Source organism: Cutibacterium modestum, assembly GCF_008326345.1.
GTDB classification, from domain to species: domain Bacteria; phylum Actinomycetota; class Actinomycetes; order Propionibacteriales; family Propionibacteriaceae; genus Cutibacterium; species Cutibacterium modestum.
The window spans coordinates 358,746-379,437 of the sequence record NZ_BJEN01000002.1 but is presented as its reverse complement, the minus strand read 5'-3'; the positions used below and the strand labels follow the sequence as shown (position 1 = coordinate 379,437).

The window sequence follows — 20,692 nt, the reverse complement described above, 5'->3', positions numbered from 1 at the left end:
GTCCCTCCCGGGTCAGGCGTCTTAGTGCTCCTGGTGCCGCCTGTGAGAACACGCCGACGCCAGCGGGCATCCCGGGCCATCCGGGACGCTGGCCTCTCCGAGGACAGCCTCGAAGTCAGCGTAATAAGGCGACTCGTAGCGCAGGCAGCACATGAGTTTGCCGCATGCGCCGGTCACTGCCAAGGGGTTAGCAGCCATCCCTTGCTCGCTGACAAGGCGATTAGGCACCAGCAACGGCTCGGGCAGGAAGGTCGAACAGCACAGCGGATGACCGCACACTCCGACACCACCGACGACCCGAGCCGTATCGCGGCCACGAAGCTGACGCAGGTCGATTCTGGCGCGTAGCCGCCGGGCGAGGGGCTCAACGATGGCGGCAAACTCCACTCGGTGTGGGGCACGGAAATACACCGCGATGAGACGGCTATCGCCGGACTCGACAAGGTCGATCGCCAATACCTCCATGTCGACTCCCACATCCTCGACGGTGCGCCGAGCGGTTTCGAAGATCTCAGTTCGGGTGCGTCGATTATGCGCTGCAGCGGCAACCGCGGCATCGTCGGCCGTCCCGGGACACCTCGGTAACGCCCCGTCGAGATCGACTTCTTCAGGACCCCACACGCACCGGCATACCAGTGGCCCGTCTGGGGTGGGATACAGCAACCATGAACCCACCTCGACGTCGAGGGCCCCGACGTCGAGGTGGAAAAGTTGACCGTATTCGCGGAAGGCGACCGCTGCGACTCGGCTCAGTAGCCGACCTCCTCTGCCTTGGCAGCGGCACGGCTACGCCGGTAGGCGGCGTCAATAGACCATCCGCCGCCCCCTAGGAAGAGCAACAGCACGCCGCATCCAGCCAGCAACAGCTCCAGCTCTCCCTTAAAGCCCATTGTCTTGAAGATGGCAAAATTGCCCCAGAAGATGAAGGTCAACGCCAGCACCATGATCGCGATGACGCCGACTCCCGCGACGCGGGTAAACAAGCCAAGGATGATGCACACCGCGGCAATGCACTCGCAGATACCCAACACCCACACGCCGGTCTGGGCGTATCCGCTGGGCAGAGGAAGGGTCTGCACCGCGCGCAAGGTGAGGTCTCGCTGGGTGAGGTGCTGGAATCCGTGAACCCCAAGAATCGCGCCTACGACGAGGCGGAACAGGAACAGGCCTAGGGATGCCACGGCCTTGTCGGTGGTGCGCTTGGGGGCTGGTTCAGCAATCGGCTCCGGATCCGGCTCGGGCGCGGCATGGGCGGCACGACGCTGACGCTCGGCCTCGATGGCCTGACGGTCAGCACGCTCACGGGCACGCTGCTCGGCCAGTTCGCGACGGCGGCGCTCCTCCTCAAACTCGCGATCGTCCACAACGCGAGTCGTCTCGGAGCCAGGACGGAAAACGTTGTCGTCAATGACACTGGTGCGCTCCGAGTCCGCCGAATCACTGGGCTTGATGACTTCAGTGGGGTTGGCATCGGCATCCACGCGGGAGGCCCCCGTCCGGATGACCCGGGTGGTCTCGGCGTCGGTGGAGTCCGCTGCAGTCCTCTTGATCGCCTTGCTCACGCTCAATCCTCACGACTTGGGGACCGCACCGAGGATACGGCACGGCACATTCACACTGTGCCACGAAACTCGCTGCCCCAGCGGCGCAACACACCGTTGTTATTCACTTCGTCATGCCTTGGCAGGGGGATTCACCACCGTGCATGGTCTGCTCCGGTCATGGCAATCAGGAGGGTTTCCATCACGAGCAACGGGGCCACGCCATGTTCCAGGCTCTTGCGCGCCTCCAGGATCGCATCGATTGTGGCAACGGTGTGTTCAGGATTCTGCGAATCTGCGACCCGATGAAGCGACGCCGACCAGCCCGAATTGACAAGGCGAGCTCCTCGTAATGCGTTCTCCTCAAGACGCACCGCTCCGATTTGGATAGCCAACACGTCACGATGGTAGGCCGTCAACTCGGTTAATACGCGGTCCAAGGCGTCGCGCTGTAACCGTTTCAACCGCGCGGATTGCTGTTTTTCAAGGTCCCGGATAGCAGCTTGAGCATTGCGCGGTCGAGCACCAGAGGAACCAAATCCCAAGGCCTTCTCCAGGTCGGCCCGCTCGGCCGCATCAACCTCGGCGGTAGCAGCTGCGGCTTCCTCACGAGCCTGAGTGACGAGGTCTTCGGCTGCTTGCAGACAGTCCCCCAAGCTCCGCAACCGAGTGGGGAGCTCACCGATAGCGTTGCGTCGAGTGCGAGCCTCCTCGTCCCAGGCCAGGCGCCGCGCCCGTCCAATGTGACCTTGACCAGCGCGAACAGCTTCAGCAGCGACTTCCGGGGCAATGCCGTCACGGCAGGTGAGCAAATCTGCCACAGCCTCGTCACGCGGCGTAGCCAAATGGAGGCGCCGACACCTCGACCTGATTGTAACGATGACGTCCTCGGGAGTAGGGGCACACAGCAGCCAGACGGTTTTCGGCGCAGGCTCCTCGATGGCTTTGAGCAGGGCGTCACCCCCGCGTTCAGTGATGCGGTCGGCATCTTCGACGACGACAACCTGGTGACGCCCATGGACCGGATTCATCGCCGCTCGACGGACCAGTTCGCGCACCTCGTCGACGCCGATAGACAGTGCCTCGGTACGCACTAAAGTCACGTCTGGATGGGCTCCCGACAAGGCGGTTCGACACGCATTGCACCGGCCGCATCCGTGGTCGACGCATTGTAGGGCAGCTGCAAAGGACTTCGCGGCATTCGACCGACCCGATCCGGGCGGGCCCGTAATGAGCCATGCGTGACTCATGGCATGGGAGGAGCGCTTCGGCTGTGACTCGACGGCACGACGTAGCACCTCGACAGCCTTCTCTTGGCCCACGAGCTCGGCCCACACGCCGGTCAACACATCACTCACACCATCATCGTTGCAGATCAGCCCGACACTGCAACAAGTTGATTCCTCACCGGTTGAGTAGACCAGCTACCCGGTGACAGATGGCTTCGCTGATCTCCTCGCGAGTCTTCCGCGCGTTGAGCACGAGGTATCGCTGTGGTCGACGCATTGTAGGGCAGCTGCAAAGGACTTCGCGGCATTCGACCGACCCGATCCGGGCGGGCCCGTAATGAGCCATGCGTGACTCATGGCATGGGAGGAGCGCTTCGGCTGTGACTCGACGGCACGACGTAGCACCTCGACAGCCTTCTCTTGGCCCACGAGCTCGGCCCACACGCCGGTCAACACATCACTCACACCATCATCGTTGCAGATCAGCCCGACACTGCAACAAGTTGATTCCTCACCGGTTGAGTAGACCAGCTACCCGGTGACAGATGGCTTCGCTGATCTCCTCGCGAGTCTTCCGCGCGTTGAGCACGAGGTATCGCTGTGGGTGGGCCGCAGCGAGGCTAAGGAAATGCTGACGCACCCGAAGGTGAAACTCGTCACCAGCAGCTTCCAGACGATCCTTGGCGGCGATCTTGGCAGTACCTTCGCAGGGGTCGACGTCGAGCAGAACGGTCACATCAGGTACCAGGCCGACCGTCGCCCAGCTTGCGAGCTGGGCGACCTCGTTAGGGTCGAGGACCCTACCAGCCCCCTGATAGGCGATAGTCGAATCAACGTAACGGTCACAGACGACGACCCTGCCCTCTCGCAGGGCCGGAATGACAACCTCATCAACGTGTTGGGCCTTGTCGGCGTTGTACAGCAACGCCTCGGCGCGCGAGCAGATCGGTCCCGAATCAGGAGAAAGCACTAGTTCGCGGATCCGCTGTCCAAGCCAGGAATCTCCGGGCTCACGAGTCATCAGGTGGGGGACTCCCTCGGCCGTCAACCACTGGTCAAGCAGTCGGGACTGGGTCGTCTTACCAGCACCGTCCCCGCCCTCGAGAACAACGAATACTCCGCCCAGATCACAGCCGGTCATTGTCTGCCGGTCAGTCATGGATAGCCTTAAGAATCTTGCGGCGATGCTGTGGCCAGTCCTCCCTAAACGACTGTCGGGCCACAGACAACGATGCCCAGGCACGTTCTACCTCGCGGCCCGCATCAAAAGCTTCCTGAGGAGACATCTCCGAGACGTCAACAACCTCAGTTACCCTGCGCTTAGTCCGCGCTATCTCCTTGACAACGGGTCGCAGCCGCTTGGCCACCTTACCGGCGCGACCAGTGTCGAGGATTCCGGCGACCGCTGCGGCGTGACGAACTGCAACCTCAGCTGTCGACCATCCCTGCAAACCCTTTACGTCATCACACTTGGCCACTGCATCAGCGACCGACTCTCGAAGCATGCACTTCATGGTAGGACGAGCAGGTTGATCAGGATCAACAGTGAGACGCGGGGACCGCACCGCCGCCGTGACCTCCTCGAGTAACTGGTAATACTCCCGAGAAAGGTTATGAATGCTGACGCGGCTGGGATTCAGATCCATCACCCGCAAGCACAAGTTCTGGGCACGTCCAACCCAGGCCTGATCGAGCAGACCCGACATTGCGTCCAGGGCCTCCAACAGCGTCCGAATCGCCTTCTGAACCGGCCGAATAGATCCGTGATTCCTGTCGTGGATACTGGGGGCTGACGCCGTCACCGGGTCATAGCCCATCCCCACAGGACCAGTGCGATCTGGGGACTCCGGAAGAACACGCGGCTCCGTCCGCTTAGTCTCGGTGAGGCCTAAATCCATCCCCTGGCAACGCGCTGCCAGATCGGCCTCGATAACGTCCCGCAATTGCCCGGCCAGCTGAGCCGATACCCACGTCTGTACCCCGGCATCATCACGAAGAAGCGGACGCGGGTAGTCGGTGAGCGCGCCAGCCCCCGGGCCGAGACGTCGCAAAACTGAAGGATGTCGGGAGACTGGCACAGCCCCAAGAGCCAGGATGCGGAGGGTGAGCCACTCCCGCTGACCCTCAGTGAGACCCTGTCGTGGGATGATCGTCAACTCGCGAACCCGCGATGTTGTCACCCCTGACTGGACGACAGCAATGCGGTCGTCGCGGATGAGGGCAAGTTTAGTGGAGTTAGGGGCTTCCAAGACCGTCTCGTTGCGCTCCCAGGACAGGGCTGCGACAGGGCAGAGGGTCGCCCCGCGCAAGAAGGGACGGGCCAGGCAGGCAAAGTCTTCCGGCAGTTCGCCGGCGGCGTCGAGGGCTACTGACCGGGCCACCGGTAGCCACGGGGACCATTCGGGAGCGTCCATGTACCACTCCCCCAGCCCATCCACGACGCGGTGGGCGACAACGATCCCTGACCTCAGCAGCCGGTGGTCCGACGAGTCCAGCAAGGTAACCTCGCACTCGATGGTCCGACAAGCTCCGACAGTCGCGACGGTAGTGCGTAGATCGACTGGAACCGGCCGAGCAGCCGTCCACGCCAATTCGAAGTACAACGGTTCGGTGCTGCCCGAACGCCCCGCCGTCATCATCTCAGCCTTCCGTCGAGGTTTTTGCGATCGTCTTGGCCTTCTTCGCGGACTTCGAGGTCGCCGTCGACTTCTTGGTGGTGGTCTTGCGAGCGGTCGTCTTCTTCGTCGTTTTCTTCGTGGTTGGGCTCTTAGCCCTCTTCTCGGCCAGCAATTCCTGGGCACGCTCGGGGGTGATGTCCTTGACCGAGTCGCCCTTGCGGAGGGTGGCGTTGGTCTGGCCGTCAGTGACGTAGGGGCCGAAACGCCCATCTTTGACGACGATCGGGCGCCCCGATGTCGGATCCTCACCGAGTTCGCGCAGCGGCGGTTTAGCCGCGGCACGGCCTCGCTGCTTGGGCTGGGCATACACAGCCTCAGCCTGCTCCAGGGTGATGGAGAAGATCTCGTCTTCACTGCTTAAGGAGCGCGAGTCGGTTCCCTTCTTGAGATATGGGCCGTAGCGACCATTCTGGGCCGTGATCTCGGTGCCATCGGCGGCCGTCCCAACCACCCGGGGCAGCGAGAGCAGCTTGAGGGCCTCGTCAAGGGTGACAGTCTCAAGGCTCATCGATCTGAACAAGCTGGCGGTGCGCGGCTTCACCTTGCGCTTGGTGCGACGCTTCTTGCCGTCCTTGGTCGTCGTCTCGACGATCTCAGTGGCCTCGTCGTCGTCAAGGGCCTCAGTGACGTAAGGGCCGAAGCGACCGCTACGGGCCACGATCGGGCGATGGCTGTGCGGATCCAGACCGAGCTCGCGATCCTGGCCGTTCGGGCTTGCCAGCAGCTCCTTGGCGGCCTCGACGGTGAGCTCGTCGGGGGGCAGAGCGTCATCGACGTTGGCCCGGTTGCCCCCGGAATCCTCGACGTAGGTGCCGTAGCGACCCACCCGGACAACGACGCTAGAGTCCTCGAGCGGGAAGGTGCAGATCGTACGCGCGTCGATGTCGCCGAGCTCAGTGACGAGCTGGTGCAGACCCTCGTGGCCCTCCGTGGGGGTTGGGACGTCACCGTCGTCGGATTTCGTCTGACCGAAGTAGAAGGCTGAAAGCACTGCCACCCGATCAGCATTGCCACGGGCTATCTGGTCGAGGGTTTCCTCCATGTCAGCGGTAAACTGGTAGTCGACAAGGTTGGAAAAGTGCTCCTCTAACAACCTTGTGACGGCAAAGGCGAGCCAGGTCGGCACCAAGGCCGAACCTTTCTTAAAGACGTAGTCGCGGCTGGTGATAGTGCGGATGATAGACGCGTAGGTCGACGGGCGGCCGATCTCTAGCTCCTCCAGCTTCGCCACCAAGCTGGGCTCGGTGTAGCGGGCCGGCGGGCGGGTGTCGTGCCCGTTGGCTGCCACCTCGCGCGGATCTACGTCCTGCCCCTGCGATAACTGAGGCAGACGTTTCTGGGCGTCATCGGAGGCTCCTTCGTCGACAGACTCGACGTAAGCGCGCAGGAAGCCGTGGAAGGTGATGGTGCGCCCAGATGCGGTGAAGGTGACGGTGGTGACGTCACCGTCGGGCAGGCTCACCGGCGAGGCCGGAGTGGCGTCGATAATCACTGAAAGAGTCTCGCCCTTGGCATCGGCCATCTGGGAGGCGAGGGTCCGCATCCAGACCAGCTCGTAAAGCTTGAACTCGTCGCCGGTCAGGCCGGTCTCAGCGGGGGTGCGGAAGTGCTCACCGGCAGGACGGATGGCCTCGTGGGCTTCTTGGGCGTTTTTCACCTTCGAGGTGTAGATACGCGGTTTGTCCGGGATGTGGTCGGAACCATAGAGTTCGGCAGCCTGGCTACGGGCAGCATGAATGGCTTCCTGGGACAGGGCCACCGAGTCGGTACGCATGTAAGTGATGTAGCCACCCTCGTAGAGATTCTGGGCCACCGACATGGTGCGCTGGGAAGTGAAGCCAAGCTTGCGACCTGCCTCCTGTTGCAGGGTCGTGGTGCGGAAGGGAGCGTAGGGGCGGCGGGTATACGGCTTGGACTCCACCTTGGTGACGACGAACGGGGCCTTCTCGAGGGCCTTGGCCAAGGTGGTGGTGGTGACCTCATCGAGGCGACGCACCTTGGAGGTGAGGTTGCCGTGGGAGTCGAAGCCGCGGCCGGTCGCGATCTTGGTGCCGTCGAGGGAGACCAAGCGGGCCTGGAACTCGTCCGAGTTGGCGACCAGAGTGGCCTCCATGTCCCAGTAGTTCGCGCTGGTGAAGGCCATCCGCTCGCGCTCACGATCGACGATTAGACGGGTAGCCACCGATTGCACGCGGCCCGCCGACAGTCTCGGCAGCACCTTCTTCCACAACACCGGGGACACCTCGTAACCGTAGAGACGGTCAAGGATGCGTCGGGTCTCTTGGGCGTCAACGAGGTCCGTGTCGAGCTCGCGGGTATGAGCGACAGCCTCATTGATGGCCTTCTCGGTGATCTCGTTGAACACCATGCGGCGCACCGGCACCTTCGGCTTGAGCTCGTCAAGCAGATGCCAGGCGATGGCCTCTCCTTCGCGGTCACCATCGGTGGCGAGCAAGAGCTCATCGGAGTCCTTGAGCAGGCTTTTGAGCTCGCGGATCGTCGACCGCTTTTCGGGGGAGACGACGTAGATCGGGGTGAACTTGTCGTCGACATTGACTCCGGTACGCGCCCATGATTTCCCCTTGTACTTGGCGGGAACCTCAGACGCGCTGGTGGGCAGGTCGCGCACGTGACCCTGGCTGGCTCGCACGGTGTACGTGGGTCCCAGGTGCCCGGCGATCATCGTGGCCTTATGGGGGGACTCGACGATGACGAGGCTCTTGGTCGGTGACATTCCTGCCTTCTCCGTTGACGTGATGTGGACTGCCGGGCCGCCCGAAGTGGACAGTCCGCGGCCCAATGTAGCGGCACCGTCGCCGGTGGTCGCGCGTCAACCGTAACAACAGCCGCCGCATCTGGCACCTCGAACTCGTTCAGGAAGAGAGCAATTCGCCCCCAACATGCCCGACGGGTCTGATACTCCGGGCTAGACTGTACAGTGGCGAGTTAGGGGCGAGGAGGCGTTCACACAAGGCGCGTCCCGCAAGCGTCAGGACTGCTTGGTGAGCTTAATATGCCACTCCTGTGGCCCCTCGGCCAGGTACTCAATGTCGAAGGCGCCGTTGATTTGCTCGAGCTGGCTCAGCAGAGGCAGCGGGTTGTGCGGGGCAATAAGAACCATCGAGGCACCTGGCTGTAGCTGCGCGAAGGCGCCGATGACGGCACCGTGACGGATAGCGTGCGGAATGGTGCGCACATCGAGCTCGGGTAGCCCGGCGTCGCTTTCACCACAGCCGCAGTGGTGGGTCTCGGTGAGCGGGATCTCCTGGTGGCCGGTCATCGGTTCTCCTTTTTAACGATTGCTTCGCCAAAAATAGCGCACTGGTGATCGAAGCGTGGCATCGAGGGTTATGACGGTCAGCGTCCACCCACTCAGGTAGCTTCGAGGATGCCGTGACGCAGACACTCGCGAACCAGCGGCAGCACCTCGGCCAGCAAGGAATCATGGTCGACCTCAAGGATCGCGGACACGGCACCGGTAATCTGGGCCAACGCAAGTTCCCCGTCACAGGCACCCAGCACCCCACCGGAAGCCGTCGTCATCTCGACGGCACGGCACAGCCCGCGACGCTGACGCAGCACGATGTGCTCGGGATCGGTGGCGCCAGGGCGTCCGGTAGTTTCGTTGTCAACGTCGGGAGCGATGCGCCAGCGCCGGGCCAGCAGATCCTCGTCATTGAGACACGCCCAGGTGGCAGCCTGAGAACGCCGCGCCATCGTCTCACCAATGGGTTGTGCCACCTGCCAGGGCCATTGTTCGAAGCAGAGATCGGGATCGTTCCGGCCGGCCTTGGTCAAGGTGATCCATCCCAGGGACACACCAGTAACGTCGAAGGAGTCGAAGTAGGACAGCCACTCGTTGTAGCGGGACCGCCACTGGGCAGACCCATCCAGACCGGCGTCGGTGAGCCAGGTCTCGATGTATTCGTAGACGTCGAGGTGCTCGCGTTGGACCACCCACAGATCGCAGCCGGTCCCCTCGGCCCAGGTGGCGAGCCTCTCGGACCAGGGCTGATCTCCGATGTGGGCCCAGTTGGCAAGAACTTGGAGCACCCCGCCGTCATTGAGGCGGGCAGGGGCGCCACGGACCACGGCCTCCACCAAGCCGTCCCCGGCGAACCCGCCCTCCCGGTAGACCAAACGTTGACCGTCACGGCTAGGCGGGGCCATGACGTAGGGCGGATTGGTGACAATGAGGTCGAAGGTGTCTCCCCGGCAAGGGTCATAGAGGGATCCGTCCCGGATGTCCACGTCGGCGTGGCAGAGACGGCAAGTGAGCCGAGCCATTTCGAGGGCTCGAGGGTTGACATCAGTGGCGACAACATAGTCGGCGTGACGCGACAGGTGCAGCGACTGAACGCCGCACCCGCAACCCATGTCGAGGGCGCGTTCCACGTGGGTAGGGATGGTTATCTGGGTCAGCGACACTGATGCCGGAGACACGCCTAGTACGTAGTCAGGGCGAATTTTGGTGATGGTCTTGTCCAAGCCCGGGGTGAGGTCGCAGACCGTCCATCCTGAGGCTCCGTCATCGGAGGATCCGTAGGGGCGCAGGTCGACCAGGGCGCGCACTGCCGATCCTGCAATGCTCACGATGCCGGCCTCGGTGAGGGCTTGCAGCGGCAACGATGCCAGCTGTTCGACGGGGACGGGCTGCTGCAATAGCCATAGCCGGATAGTGCCAGCCAGGGCATCGGTACGTCCTGCCAAGGCCCGCAAGGCTGGTGTGGTGCTATTTCTGGTCAACCCGAGCTGCCCCGAGTCCCCGATGGCGGCCATGACGGGGTCGGTAAGGTACCCGATATCGGTGAAGGTGTTCCGCAGCTGTTCGATCTCGTCGACGGTGAGGTGTCTGCCCATGGTGGCAATCTTGGCGCGTGGTCGTTCCATCTGTCCTGTCAACTCGCGACGCCGTGTCGCGGCTGTTGGCCAGTCGCCAGGTGGTTTACCTCGATCATCGCGAGGCTGCAACAGGGCGCACCGGTGAGTGGCCGTCGTGGCTTCCCGAGGATTGCCTTCAAGCTGTCGAGACGGCGGGGATCCATCAGCCTTGGGAGCACCAAGCCCGATTTGCCGAGCTGGCAAGGGCGGGCAATCACGCAGCGATTTGCACCGCGACAGCATCAGGTAAGACCCTGGCCTACTTGTTGCCGATCATGGCTGCGACGGCATCAACCACTCCCGTCGTGCCGGAGCCGCCGACTCCTGATCGACCGGCATCTCTGCGGGATTCCCTCCACCGCAACAGCGCCTTGTACCTAGCCCCTACGAAGGCCCTGGCTCACGACCAGGAACGCGTCTGTCGCGAAGTTGGGCCAAGAGATTGGCTGGTCTCCACCCTCGATGGCGACTCCGACGAGGCCGAGCGTCGCTTCGCCCGGGAGCAGGCCCGATACATCCTGACGAACCCGGACATGTTGCACCACACCGTATTGCCATCTCATTCGCGGTGGGCATCCTTGCTGGGGAGTCTGCGATATGTCGTCATTGACGAAGCCCACCGATATCGCGGGGTCTTCGGGGCACATGTAGCTCAGGTAATCCGCCGACTGCGCCGGCTTTGTCGGATGCATGGTGCAGACCCGGTCTTCCTGCTTTCCAGTGCGACCTCAACGAACGCAGCCGAGGCCGGAACCCGTCTGCTCGGAGTAGAGAAGGTAGAGGTCGTTGACGAGGACTGTTCCCCGCACCCGGGCCGTGATGTCGTCTTGTGGCAGCCAGCGGAGTCGGTATCCAGCGATGCCACAGGGCTAGTGGCTAACCTGACCGATGCCGGATTGCAAACGATCTGTTTCGTCTCTTCACGCTCCCTGGCAGAGGTCATCTCTGCCCATGCCCAGGACCGGGTGACCAGCGGGGCCCGGGTCGCCTCGTATCGGGCCGGGTACCTTCCCGAAGACCGACGGCGTATCGAGGCCAGCCTGCAAAACGGTTCAGTGCGGGCTGTCGTCGCGACGAATGCCCTGGAATTGGGCGTAGACATTTCGGGGATGGACGCCGTTATCATCGCTGGGTATCCGGGACGACTGTCAGCCTTGTGGCAGCAGGTTGGCCGCGCCGGACGGTCAGGACGTGACGCGTTGGTGGTGCTCCTGGCCCGGGAGAATCCGCTGGATCAATACCTCTTTGAGCACCCGGAGTTGCTGTTCTCATCATCGGTGGAAGCGACTGTCCTATACCCGGATAACCCGTATGTGCTCGGCCCGCATCTGGCTGCAGCTGCCCAGGAGGCGTACCTTTCCCCTGCCGATCAGGAGTTTTATGGGTCGACCTTCGCCGGAATGTGCGAGATGCTGGCAAGCCAAAACGTACTGCGGCGTCGCGGGAATCAGCTGTTCTGGACTCGTTCGGAGCGGGCTGTCGACGCGATCGACCTGCGATCGGCGGCAAGCAAGGGGGTTGACATCGTCGATGTGTCCACCGGCAGGGTCATCGGGGTAGTTGACGAAGCCGCCGCAGACCGCACTGTGCATCCAGGCGCGGTGTACCTGCATCAGGGGGATCAGTGGCTGGTCGACGAATACAACCCGGTCGAGCACCACGCCCTAGTGCACCAGGACCTGCCGGGATACTGGACTCAACCGCAGTCGGCGTCGACAGTGAGGATCATCCGAGAGGAGAGACGTCGCGATTTTGGGCCCGGGTATGTGGCATGCGGGCAGGTGGAACTGACCGAGCAGGTCGTTGGGTATCTGCGTCGCGACGAAATCACTAATGACGTGTGGGACTCTGTCGCCCTGGAGATGCCCACCCACACTATGATCACCCAGGCGTGCTGGTGGGTTATTCCGGATGCCGTCGTGGATGAGCTAGGGCTGGACGCCGTGCGTCTGGCAGGGGCGGCCCATGGCGCTGAGCACACCGCTATTGGGCTACTGCCAATGTTCTCACCGTGTGATCGATGGGATGTTGGTGGGGTGTCGACGGTGATGCTGCCCGACACTGGAGCCTGCACCATCGTTGTCCATGATGGTCAGAGCGGTGGAGCTGGATTTGCCGAGGCCGGGTTTGAGAAAGCCGAGGAATGGTGGCATGCCACGACGATGCGCCTGGCTCAATGTGCGTGCGAATCTGGATGCCCTGCTTGTGTCGTTTCACCCAAGTGCGGCAACGCCAACCAGATGCTCGACAAGACCGCTGCCGCCACGCTGACGGCAGCAATGGATCAATTAGCCTAAGCGGTCGGTCCATATGATCGAAGTTGTGGCTTCGATATCCCTTTATGGCTCGTCAGGTGCCTGTCAGTCACCACCCTTGCGTTTGCCCCAGGACCATTCCGGGCAGCTCAACACCTCTTAGCCGGCGATTCGCGTCAGTGTCCCCAAACTCGTGGTGGACTCGCGCCCTACCGTCGGTTTCTCCGTGAGTCTCCATTAGCGCCATGTTGTGGGAGACCACCAGGTTCTGGGTACGTTCGGAGGCGACCCGGACTAAGCTGGCTAAGGTTGGGATAACGCAAGCACGCAGGCCCGCCTCGGGCTCGTTGAGGACCAGCAAGGCCGATGGCCTCGGCGAGAGCAGAACCGCAGCCAGCATAATGGCAGGTTGCCGTCGGATATCTCGGCGGTAGCCAGGACAGGCAGTAGACCGTGCTGACCGACAAGTTAGCCAAGGTCGTCAGCCACCAAACCGGTCATGAGACTCACCTGGGCATGTCGACCAGTGATTCCCTGAACCGGTAATGACGGTGATACGCCCTAGCTCCATCATGGGATCCCGAATACTGCTGTACCCGTGCCCGGCCACCTGGCTAATCATGGCCTCGATGCTAGGACGGATCACCGACGTCCTCAGGACCATCCATGTTCGCCCACCGGCAGTTCTGGCCGGAGTTCTCACTCCACTGGGCCAGCCCGAGACGACTTCACCACCGTGGTAGGCATTACCGGCAACTCCCATCCACGGTGAAGCTTCACCCCCACCTCGACGGTCACGGACAACCCCTTCTCCGTGGTGTGCACTACGCATGACGTCAGTTCAGCCCCGTTGGCTCTGGCGGTCCGCTCGGCCACCGGGCAGCCGGGTTCCCCCAACAGCCTGGGCTCCTCCAGCAGCCAGTGCAACGATGTCGGACGTCTCCTCTGCACGGTGAGCAGCTGACCACCATCCGGTGAGCAACAATGACATCCATACTGCCGCAACAAACCCCACTCCGACAGCCGCCAACAGCAGGGTTCCCGAACCTCGTTCCCGTCCCGCCAGACCACCTCGAGGCCGGATGCGGAAACAGTTGAAATCCCTCATGATTGCCCCGGTTCCATCGGAGAACGGGCCTGCCCTCGTAGATGTACCGGGCCGATCTTTCCCAACGACCTGTCAACCTGAACAGTCACGGTCACCCAGCCGCCAGTTGTGGTGGTCAAGATCCTGGCCCCGGTGGGCGCTGTGCTCTCGGCCTGTCGAGCCGACGCCGTATCCCCACGAGCCATCTGACGAGCCACCTGGGCGGCCGTCGTGCGGCAGGCATCTTCGACGACTACCAGCCCCACTACCCACACCAGGGTGGCTGCGATGAGGCTTACCGCCATCTCAACCGTCACCATGCCCCGTGACACACACTGCCGGGATCGCCGCGGGGAGCGACCCGGCGTGGCGGAAGCCCGTGAGCACCCGCCACGACGAGTCAGCTCGGTCACGGCAGCATGCCTCCTGCCTTGCCAATGATGCTGACAACCAGCTTGAGCAGCTTCGCGAACACCTCCTGATGGGTGATGATCTTGAGCAAGACCAGTGCGAGCGCGACCGCGGCAAGCATGCCGACGGCATATTCCGCAGTGGCCATGCCACGATCAACGAACTTGCTGCGTACTGCTCGGTAACGCCCTCGATGAGGGGGTTGTGCCACATCAGTAGCGCCGACCAGGTCAAGAGACCTAGCAGAGATGACGGGTTCTGTCGTTGGATCGGTGTTCTCAGGCACTGTCGCCTCCTGTCTGTTTATCCGGCCGGGCCATTCCCGACCTCTGTGAGGCCCGCGCCTCACACCTTCAGTTGTCGTCTGAACTCCCCAAATCCGTCAGCCAGTTTTGCTTCTGTGGATAACCTCTCTGCGGTCGCCTAAACCCCCTGTGGACAACCGATGCCGGGCAGCACGATGCGGGCCGTGCCCTCATGGCACAGCCCGCATCGTCATAGCACCCCCAACACCATTCCGGCGATAATCGGCACCACCCCGACTAGCAGGAAAGCTGGCAGGTGACAGCACCCCAGCGGACCGATAGCGTCAACTCCCGCCTTGCGCGCTTTCTTCTCGGCCTTTTCGGCGGCTGCGACCTGCAGCTGCGCAGCGTGGGCCGACAGCAGTTCACTAATCCCCTCGCCAGAGTCCACAGCTCGTGAAACGTCCTGAGCAGGATCACGCCACACCGTTACCGCCGCAAGATCGTTCCAAGCCTTTGAGTCCGGCACTCCTGCTGCCAGGGCCGACGCCAATCGGCGCAAATCCTCAGCACATGGCCCTTCCAACGACTCAGCCACCGTCGTTACTGCCGCCCGCAATGGCAGACCAGCCTCCATCGTACTCGAGAGCATCAGGAGGGTCTCAGGCAGTTGCGCCGCCCGGCGCTGTTTCACCCGTCTATGTCCCGAGGACTCAAGTCGACCAGACCCCCACCACACCACCGCTCCCACAAGCACGGATAACCCGGCCGTCACTGGAAGCGGCCACGGCACCCCACGAGAATCGCGCAAGCCGCAACCAGCCCTGCCAGCACCCGCATCTGCGATGCTGGGGGCACCAGGGCGAGGGGCCAGCCAAGGGGAGGTGGTTTCCGATCCTTGATGCGTGTTGACGCTGTCGGCGGGACGACCAACCACACTGCGATCCCTGCCATGATCATCGCCGGAAGGAGGGTTCCTGTCACATCGATGTCGCTCATGGGAGGGCCTCCCTCGCCACTCGATCAGCCAGAGTTTCACTCCACAGCACCCCAGCGCATGCCAACAGGGTCGATCCCAACAAGCAGGCTCTCCCTAGCCATGTAGTGGTGAGGAACACCGTCGGACGCGCCCCGACGACATGGCCCATGAGCAGTCCGACTAGAGGTAGGAGACCCATAATCCGGCCCGAGGCCCGAGCCGCCGCGAGTTCAGAGTCCAGGGTGGCTTCAAGGCGGGCTCGTCGAGCTGTCCCTTCCGCCACGGATCTCGCTGCTGGGGCGAGGGGCGCGCCTGTCGTCGCAGCCAAGTGCCACGCATGGGCTAGCGGCACCAGACCAGCCATCCCTGGTTGCTGGGAGGTCACAATAAGGGCGTCGGAAACGCTTCCGCCCACCGTCTGAGCCCGCCTAGCCAGTGCCAAGACCTCGACGTCACCGGCCACGTGCTCTAAAGCAACCGAGGGGATCTCCCCCACCGACACCCGTCCAGCCAACACCCTTGTCGCCCGGGCAACCTCGCGGCCACCCTTGAGAATCTGGGCTCTTTGACGCTGACGACGCACGACGACGAGCACCGTCTCGCCCACAGCCACCGCCATAACAGCCCACACCACACCGCTCGCACCAAAGACTAACCAGGCCGCCACGAACCCCACCGGGATCCCCAACCATGTTGGTAGATGCCGCCCCTGCTGCCTCCTCGTGGCGGATGGCATCACCATCCATGCTGCTAGACCCATGAGCAGAGCGGCCCCAATGACTCTCATCGCGCCACCCCCATTCCGAGCAGCTGTGACAATCTCCCCGCACCGTCACCAGGGGCCATCACACCGTCGGCATCCCACTTCACGGCAGGGAGAACCACGGCTCGACCTTCGACGTCGGCAAAGACCCCGATCTCCGCCACCCGTCGTTCCCGTTCTCCCCTTTCCACATGGATGACGGCATGGAGGGCTGCGGTGATCTGGGCCGACGCTGCCTCCCGAGATAGCCCACCCAACGCCGCGAGGGCTTCCAGGCGAGCCGGCACCTCAGCTACCCCGTTAGCGTGCACCGTCCCACAACCACCCTCGTGACCGGTATTGAGGGCCATGAGGAGATCTCGCAGTTCCGCCCCTCGCACCTCTCCCAGGACGATCCGGTCAGGCCTCATTCGTAAGCACTGACGGACCAAATCAGTCAGAGTCACCGATCCTTTACCCTCAGAGTTGGCTGCGCGGGCCTCCATCGAAACCCAGTGCGGATGGTCGATCCAGATCTCCCGGGAGTCTTCCACGATGACCAGTCTTTGGTCCGGCGGCAAACTCGTCAGCATCGCTGACAGCAGGGTCGTCTTGCCGGTTCCAGTGCCCCCAGTCACCAAGAAGGCTAACTTCCGGCTCAAGATCGTGTCGATCATCCGTCGACACCCCGGTGCCATCGATCCCCCGGCCACCCAGTCGTCGAGGGAGAGGCAGCGTCGGGACGGCACTCGCAAACTGAGGCAGGTTCCCGGCCTGGCCAGCACATCCAAGACAGCGTGAACCCGGGTGCCGTCAGGCAGCCTGGCATCCACCCATGGATTGCCGTCATCGAACCGACGCCCCACAGCCGCAGCCAGTCGTACTGCGAGAGCCCTCACCTCCTCAGGTCCACTGAAGGTGACGTCGGTCAGTTCCAAACCTTGTCCGCGGTCGATAAACACCTGACCGGGACCGTTGACGAGAACGTCGGTGACCCCGTCCATGACCAGCAGAGAATCCAGTCTCCCGGCCCCCGTGCTGGTGCGGTGCAGCTCTTCGACAACCGCTAGCACGGTTTTGTCGGAAGCCACCCGACCACAGTCGAGAATGGCGTGGGCGACGTCCATCGGCGTCCAGTCTCGTGCGAGGCCAGCCAGTCGGCGCCGCACCTGCTCGACGAGCCCGAGATCCGGCTCCTCCTCGCTCATGAACCCATCACCTGTTCCATGAGCTCTACACACCCGCGACGCCATCGTCGAGAAGCCACCACCCATGGTGCTTCCCCGTCCCCGTGACCACGAGCCAGCCGCCGGTCATCCTTGATCACCAGGTCTGGCCGAACCCCCAACACCGACTCGACGTCCCCGTCAAGCATGGACCGTCCGGGCCCCCGCCGCGCTACGAGGAGGTTCGGGAGGTCCCGTCCTCTGGCCGTCATCACGGATCTAAGGTCAGCAGCTACCACCCCCACCTTGACGTCCACCGTGGCCTCCGGAGCATCAAGACCTCCTGGATCCACGACGACAAGTTCGTGATCGCCAGCCAAAGAATTGACCACAGCTCTACGAGCCGCTGGAGGCACGTCAACCCCCACCCTGCCTGCACTTACCACCTCGACGCCGTCAGGGGAGGGCAAGTGCGACCCCAAATCAGTCGTCACCCCGCGGGCCGACGCCAACTCGGGCCACCGCCACCCGTCCTTTCTCTCGATACCTAACAGCTAACAGCAGGTCGATCCCGCCGACGCTGGGATCAAGTTCAACCAGCCCAACTTTTATCCCCGACCTCGCAGCAGCCCATGCCAGGCCCGCTGCCAAGGTGCTCACCCCGGTTCCGCCTGCGCTGGAACTCACCTGTATCACTGTGGCCCTCGACGTTGTAGCCAATTCGTCATGAAGAATCTCGGTAAGTACCTGGTTGGCTTGTGGCACGACGATGACGCTGGCTGTTAGTCCCGCCGACCAACGTGCCGCCTCCTCAGCGTCGAAACCGACGACATAGCTGCCTGGCCTCGGCGACAGCCCCCATGTCATTACTGAGCCAGCCATATCGGCTCCCACGAGCAACGGGCCATGCTTCGACCACGCCCGCGACACGGCTTCGCGGCTCCCCACGACATCAACACCAACCCCACCGCTGGCAGCCACTGACCCGACGACCTCCGCCAGTCGACCATCCCGGGTCACCAAAGCGACCGCTGTCTCCTCCCGGGTAGCGCTAGGCGCAGGCCGACGCGTCTCAGCGCCCCGTCCCTGTCCACGAATCTTCATACCTTCAGTTATCGTCAGAAGCCGCAAAGTCCGTCATCCAATTTCAGATCTGTGGAAAACCGCGCCAACTCGCCGACGAACCCCTGTGGACAACCCCGACCACAGCGATTCCCCCCTACAATCAGGGCCATGGCAGTCTCCTCTACACCGCATCTCCCCAGCGGCATATTCGAATGGCTGACTGCCGGACGCGTGGATCCAGGTAGTCGAATTATCGTGCTGTGCCCAACCGTCTCCCATTGCCGAGTCGTCGCCTCTCACGGGGCTGATGTCCTGGCCGTTCACCGCGATCTCGACACCGCAGCGAGACTCAACCGCATCCCGGGAGTGATGGCCGTCTGCGGGTCTCCCGAATCGCTGCCTTTCAATCCCTCCAGTTTCGACGCGGTCTTGGTGCACCAGGGCTTTCACGAATTGGCTCCCGGTCTCGTCCTGCCCGAAATCGCCCGTGTCCTGCGCCCGGGCAGCGTTCTCGGCGTCTCCTGGCTCGTACGCGATGACACCGTCCCGTGGGTCAAACGGCTTGCGACGCTACTGCGCACCGTCGACAGGAACGCCATGCGCGGTGACTACGGCACCAAGTCAGTGCATGAACTCATCTCCAGCAAGTACTTTCCGGAGGACGAGCACATCACCAAGCGCCTGTGGGTGCCGGTCGACCGCGACTCTCTCATTGCCATGGCCGCGGCCCGCCCGGCAGTGCGAACCCTCGACTCTGACGCCCGCTCTGACTTGCTCGCGAAAGTTGCCGCACTCGCCGATGATTCCGCCGGGACTAGCGGGTTGCGCCTGCCCTACCAGCTCGAATGCTGGCGGGCCTGGGTCGACCACGATGAGCTCACCACCCCTATTCGTCCCCACGACGACGGCCTGACGATCACTGTCTGAGCCCTCCCAAACTGTGCTTCGACAAGGCCGGCCTACCACGTGAACACCGATCGGTGACGTCACACCCATTTGCTACGCTTCTCAACAGGGTGTGCTGGGAAGTCTGGTCGGCGTGACGCTGTTCCCTATCCCGCCGGGCCCACGCCGCGGTTACCCGAGAGGCATTCATGACGGATTCCCACAAGATCAAGCGGCCTCGCAAGAGCATCCTTCGACCGGTGACAGGCCCAAACGCCCTTCACCTGTCCGGCATCTTTCGAAACGAGACCACTGGCGGCATGCTGATGCTGGCAGCCACCGTCACAGCCCTCTTGTGGGCCAATCTCGGTCACGACTCTTACCACTTTTTCCGTGAGTTAACTCTTGGCCCGCTCACAATTGAGCAGTGGGCGGCCGACGGCCTCTTGACGATCTTCTTCTTCATCGCCGGCCTTGAGCTCAAGCGAGAGTTCGTTGAAGGTTCGCTATCGCGACCGGCTGACGCTTTAGCCCCCATCGTTGCTGCCGTATGCGGAATGGTGTTTCCTGCCGGCATCTACACGCTCTTCAACGTATTAGCCAGCGATGGGCATCCGGCAGGTTGGGCTATCCCGATGGCAACCGACATCGCCTTTGCCCTGGCGGTGCTAGCCATCGTCGGGTCAGGCTTGCCACAGGCAGTGCGAGCCTTCCTGCTCACCTTGGCCATTGCCGATGATCTCGGTTCGATCATTGTGATTGCAGTCTTTTTCTCCGAGGGGCTGGACATCTGGTGGCTCGCCGGCGCGATCGCCTGCATCGCCTTGTGGGGAGTGATGCAGCACTTCCACGTCGATAACGGCTGGTGGTACGTACCGATCTTCATCGCCGGATGGTGGTGCATGCTGCACTCGGGCATCCATGCCACCATCGCCGGCGTTGCTTTTGGCCTCCTGGCCCGCACCGAGGAAGACGTCCTCGACGACCCTGTTGATCGCTGGCAGCACAAAGTGGAGCCATGGTCGGCCGGCGCCGTCGTCCCTTTCTTCGCCTTAATGAGTGCTGGTGTCCAAGTCAGCGGTGAAACCTTCCTAGTCCTGTGGACTCACCCGATTTCACTGGGCATCATCTGTGGTCTCATCCTCGGAAAGGTCATCGGAATCACCCTCGGATCCTGGCTCACCGCCCGATTCACCTCGGCTGAACTCGGTCGCGGTGTCGTGTGGCGTGACATCGTCGCGGTGGCTATGTTGGCGGGCATCGGATTTACCGTCTCGATGCTCATGACCGACCTGTCCTTTCCGAAGAACCACGACTTCGCGGACGAGGCCAAGGCATCCGTGCTTGTGGCATCTTTTTTAGCGGCCATCCTTGGTGGTGGCATGCTGCACCATCGCGGCAAGAGGCATGCCATGTGGGCAGCTAAGCATCCCCATGAGGTGCCGGGAGCTACCGGCACTTCCCCCGACTGAGGCCAGCTCCCCCGGCGACAACTCCACCCGCATACAGCAGATCGAACCTATTCCCG

19 protein-coding genes and 3 pseudogenes are annotated in these 20,692 nt (G+C 62.8%); 3 read left to right on the top strand and 19 right to left on the bottom strand.

All coding sequences use genetic code 11. The features are described 5' to 3' along the window. Nucleotides 1-21: 21 nt before the first annotated feature. The 9 genes and pseudogenes from ricT to F1563_RS06260 all read right to left on the bottom strand — a co-directional run bounded on the left by ricT (nt 22) and on the right by F1563_RS06260 (nt 10,338). A complete protein-coding gene (gene ricT / locus F1563_RS06305; RefSeq protein ID WP_172623609.1) occupies nt 22-675 on the bottom strand; it encodes a regulatory iron-sulfur-containing complex subunit RicT in 654 nt (217 codons plus the stop codon). A 74-nt stretch (nt 676-749) separates the two neighbouring features. Continuing rightward, a complete protein-coding gene (locus tag F1563_RS06300) occupies nt 750-1,562 on the bottom strand; it encodes a DoxX family protein (RefSeq protein ID WP_002546696.1) in 813 nt (270 codons plus the stop codon). A 131-nt stretch (nt 1,563-1,693) separates the two neighbouring features. Next, nucleotides 1,694-2,899: a DNA polymerase III subunit delta' gene (locus tag F1563_RS06295; protein ID WP_002529099.1), complete on the bottom strand. Its 1,206-nt coding sequence runs from the start codon at nt 2,897-2,899 to the stop codon at nt 1,694-1,696. 46 nt (nt 2,900-2,945) lie between these two features. Then, a pseudogene (locus tag F1563_RS14140) lies at nt 2,946-3,038 on the bottom strand (dTMP kinase); the annotation flags it as partial. 243 nt (nt 3,039-3,281) lie between these two features. Further along, nucleotides 3,282-3,929, bottom strand: a complete 648-nt coding sequence (tmk, locus tag F1563_RS06280) for a dTMP kinase (protein WP_002529100.1) — start codon at nt 3,927-3,929, stop codon at nt 3,282-3,284. Next, nucleotides 3,922-5,409 carry a hypothetical protein gene (locus F1563_RS06275; protein WP_002529101.1) on the bottom strand — a complete coding sequence of 496 codons (1,488 nt, stop codon included), beginning with the start codon at nt 5,407-5,409 and terminating at the stop codon, nt 3,922-3,924. Before F1563_RS06275 ends, tmk begins: the two co-directional genes overlap by 8 nt. 1 nt (nt 5,410) lies before the next feature. Next, nucleotides 5,411-8,182 (bottom strand): type I DNA topoisomerase, encoded by a 2,772-nt coding sequence (gene topA / locus F1563_RS06270; protein ID WP_002529102.1) that lies wholly within the window; start codon nt 8,180-8,182, stop codon nt 5,411-5,413. Nucleotides 8,183-8,437: 255 nt separating this feature from the next. Further along, nucleotides 8,438-8,728, bottom strand: coding sequence for a DUF2249 domain-containing protein (locus tag F1563_RS06265; RefSeq protein WP_002529103.1), 291 nt, complete (start codon nt 8,726-8,728; stop codon nt 8,438-8,440). Nucleotides 8,729-8,820: 92 nt separating this feature from the next. Continuing rightward, the gene (locus F1563_RS06260) at nt 8,821-10,338 is read right to left on the bottom strand and encodes a DUF7059 domain-containing protein (RefSeq protein WP_002529104.1); all 1,518 of its coding nucleotides are present in this window, start codon (nt 10,336-10,338) and stop codon (nt 8,821-8,823) included. Here F1563_RS06260 and F1563_RS06255 point away from each other — a divergent pair. Then, complete coding sequence (locus F1563_RS06255) at nt 10,326-12,626, top strand: DEAD/DEAH box helicase (RefSeq protein ID WP_007433953.1); 2,301 nt, start codon at nt 10,326-10,328, stop codon at nt 12,624-12,626. The two genes, F1563_RS06260 and F1563_RS06255, sit on opposite strands and share 13 nt — an antisense overlap. Before the next feature lie 67 nt (nt 12,627-12,693). Here F1563_RS06255 and F1563_RS06250 read toward each other — a convergent pair whose 3' ends face one another. From F1563_RS06250 to ssd, 10 genes and pseudogenes are all read right to left on the bottom strand, one after another. Beyond that, nucleotides 12,694-12,984 carry a hypothetical protein gene (locus tag F1563_RS06250; protein ID WP_002529106.1) on the bottom strand — a complete coding sequence of 97 codons (291 nt, stop codon included), beginning with the start codon at nt 12,982-12,984 and terminating at the stop codon, nt 12,694-12,696. An 81-nt stretch (nt 12,985-13,065) separates the two neighbouring features. Next, nucleotides 13,066-13,230 (bottom strand): hypothetical protein, encoded by a 165-nt coding sequence (locus F1563_RS06245; protein WP_002529107.1) that lies wholly within the window; start codon nt 13,228-13,230, stop codon nt 13,066-13,068. Between the two features lie 53 nt (nt 13,231-13,283). Further along, nucleotides 13,284-13,692, bottom strand: a pseudogene (locus F1563_RS06240) (Rv3654c family TadE-like protein). Next, on the bottom strand, nt 13,689-13,991 hold the full coding sequence (locus F1563_RS06235) for a TadE family type IV pilus minor pilin (RefSeq protein ID WP_002529109.1): 303 nt from the start codon (nt 13,989-13,991) through the stop codon (nt 13,689-13,691). The pseudogene F1563_RS06240 and the gene F1563_RS06235 overlap by 4 nt, the downstream one beginning before the upstream one ends. An 89-nt stretch (nt 13,992-14,080) precedes the next feature. Further along, nucleotides 14,081-14,368, bottom strand: a complete 288-nt coding sequence (locus F1563_RS06230; protein ID WP_007433950.1) for a DUF4244 domain-containing protein — start codon at nt 14,366-14,368, stop codon at nt 14,081-14,083. A 209-nt stretch (nt 14,369-14,577) separates the two neighbouring features. Further along, on the bottom strand, nt 14,578-15,021 hold the full coding sequence (locus F1563_RS06225) for a type II secretion system F family protein (protein ID WP_002529111.1): 444 nt from the start codon (nt 15,019-15,021) through the stop codon (nt 14,578-14,580). Nucleotides 15,022-15,098: 77 nt separating this feature from the next. Then, the gene (locus F1563_RS06220; RefSeq protein ID WP_002529112.1) at nt 15,099-15,326 is read right to left on the bottom strand and encodes a hypothetical protein; all 228 of its coding nucleotides are present in this window, start codon (nt 15,324-15,326) and stop codon (nt 15,099-15,101) included. Further along, nucleotides 15,323-16,093 (bottom strand): type II secretion system F family protein, encoded by a 771-nt coding sequence (locus tag F1563_RS06215; RefSeq protein ID WP_002529113.1) that lies wholly within the window; start codon nt 16,091-16,093, stop codon nt 15,323-15,325. The genes F1563_RS06220 and F1563_RS06215 overlap by 4 nt, the downstream gene beginning before the upstream one ends. Beyond that, nucleotides 16,090-17,256, bottom strand: a complete 1,167-nt coding sequence (locus tag F1563_RS06210) for a TadA family conjugal transfer-associated ATPase (protein ID WP_002529114.1) — start codon at nt 17,254-17,256, stop codon at nt 16,090-16,092. The genes F1563_RS06215 and F1563_RS06210 overlap by 4 nt, the downstream gene beginning before the upstream one ends. Then, nucleotides 17,253-18,318, bottom strand: a pseudogene (gene ssd, locus F1563_RS14135) (septum site-determining protein Ssd). The gene F1563_RS06210 and the pseudogene ssd overlap by 4 nt, the downstream one beginning before the upstream one ends. A 129-nt stretch (nt 18,319-18,447) precedes the next feature. Between ssd and F1563_RS06195 the strand changes: the two are divergent. Both F1563_RS06195 and nhaA read left to right on the top strand, forming a co-directional pair. Continuing rightward, complete coding sequence (locus F1563_RS06195; protein ID WP_007433946.1) at nt 18,448-19,206, top strand: class I SAM-dependent methyltransferase; 759 nt, start codon at nt 18,448-18,450, stop codon at nt 19,204-19,206. 167 nt (nt 19,207-19,373) lie between these two features. Then, the gene (gene nhaA / locus F1563_RS06190; protein ID WP_002529118.1) at nt 19,374-20,636 is read left to right on the top strand and encodes a Na+/H+ antiporter NhaA; all 1,263 of its coding nucleotides are present in this window, start codon (nt 19,374-19,376) and stop codon (nt 20,634-20,636) included. Nucleotides 20,637-20,692 lie beyond the last annotated feature (56 nt).

What these genes read in the sequence shown, in the direction of transcription:
- F1563_RS06220 (WP_002529112.1), bottom strand. Translation starts at nt 15,326, where the DNA reads ATGAGCGACATCGATGTGACAGGAACCCTCCTTCCGGCGATGATCATG.
- F1563_RS06275 (WP_002529101.1), bottom strand. Translation starts at nt 5,409, where the DNA reads ATGATGACGGCGGGGCGTTCGGGCAGCACCGAACCGTTGTACTTCGAA.
- tmk (WP_002529100.1), bottom strand. Translation starts at nt 3,929, where the DNA reads ATGACTGACCGGCAGACAATGACCGGCTGTGATCTGGGCGGAGTATTC.
- F1563_RS06265 (WP_002529103.1), bottom strand. Translation starts at nt 8,728, where the DNA reads ATGACCGGCCACCAGGAGATCCCGCTCACCGAGACCCACCACTGCGGC.
- F1563_RS06235 (WP_002529109.1), bottom strand. Translation starts at nt 13,991, where the DNA reads ATGGTGACGGTTGAGATGGCGGTAAGCCTCATCGCAGCCACCCTGGTG.
- F1563_RS06215 (WP_002529113.1), bottom strand. Translation starts at nt 16,093, where the DNA reads ATGAGAGTCATTGGGGCCGCTCTGCTCATGGGTCTAGCAGCATGGATG.
- nhaA (WP_002529118.1), top strand. Translation starts at nt 19,374, where the DNA reads ATGACGGATTCCCACAAGATCAAGCGGCCTCGCAAGAGCATCCTTCGA.
- F1563_RS06260 (WP_002529104.1), bottom strand. Translation starts at nt 10,338, where the DNA reads ATGGAACGACCACGCGCCAAGATTGCCACCATGGGCAGACACCTCACC.
- topA (WP_002529102.1), bottom strand. Translation starts at nt 8,182, where the DNA reads ATGTCACCGACCAAGAGCCTCGTCATCGTCGAGTCCCCCCATAAGGCC.
- F1563_RS06250 (WP_002529106.1), bottom strand. Translation starts at nt 12,984, where the DNA reads ATGCTGGCTGCGGTTCTGCTCTCGCCGAGGCCATCGGCCTTGCTGGTC.
- F1563_RS06195 (WP_007433946.1), top strand. Translation starts at nt 18,448, where the DNA reads ATGGCAGTCTCCTCTACACCGCATCTCCCCAGCGGCATATTCGAATGG.
- F1563_RS06210 (WP_002529114.1), bottom strand. Translation starts at nt 17,256, where the DNA reads ATGAGCGAGGAGGAGCCGGATCTCGGGCTCGTCGAGCAGGTGCGGCGC.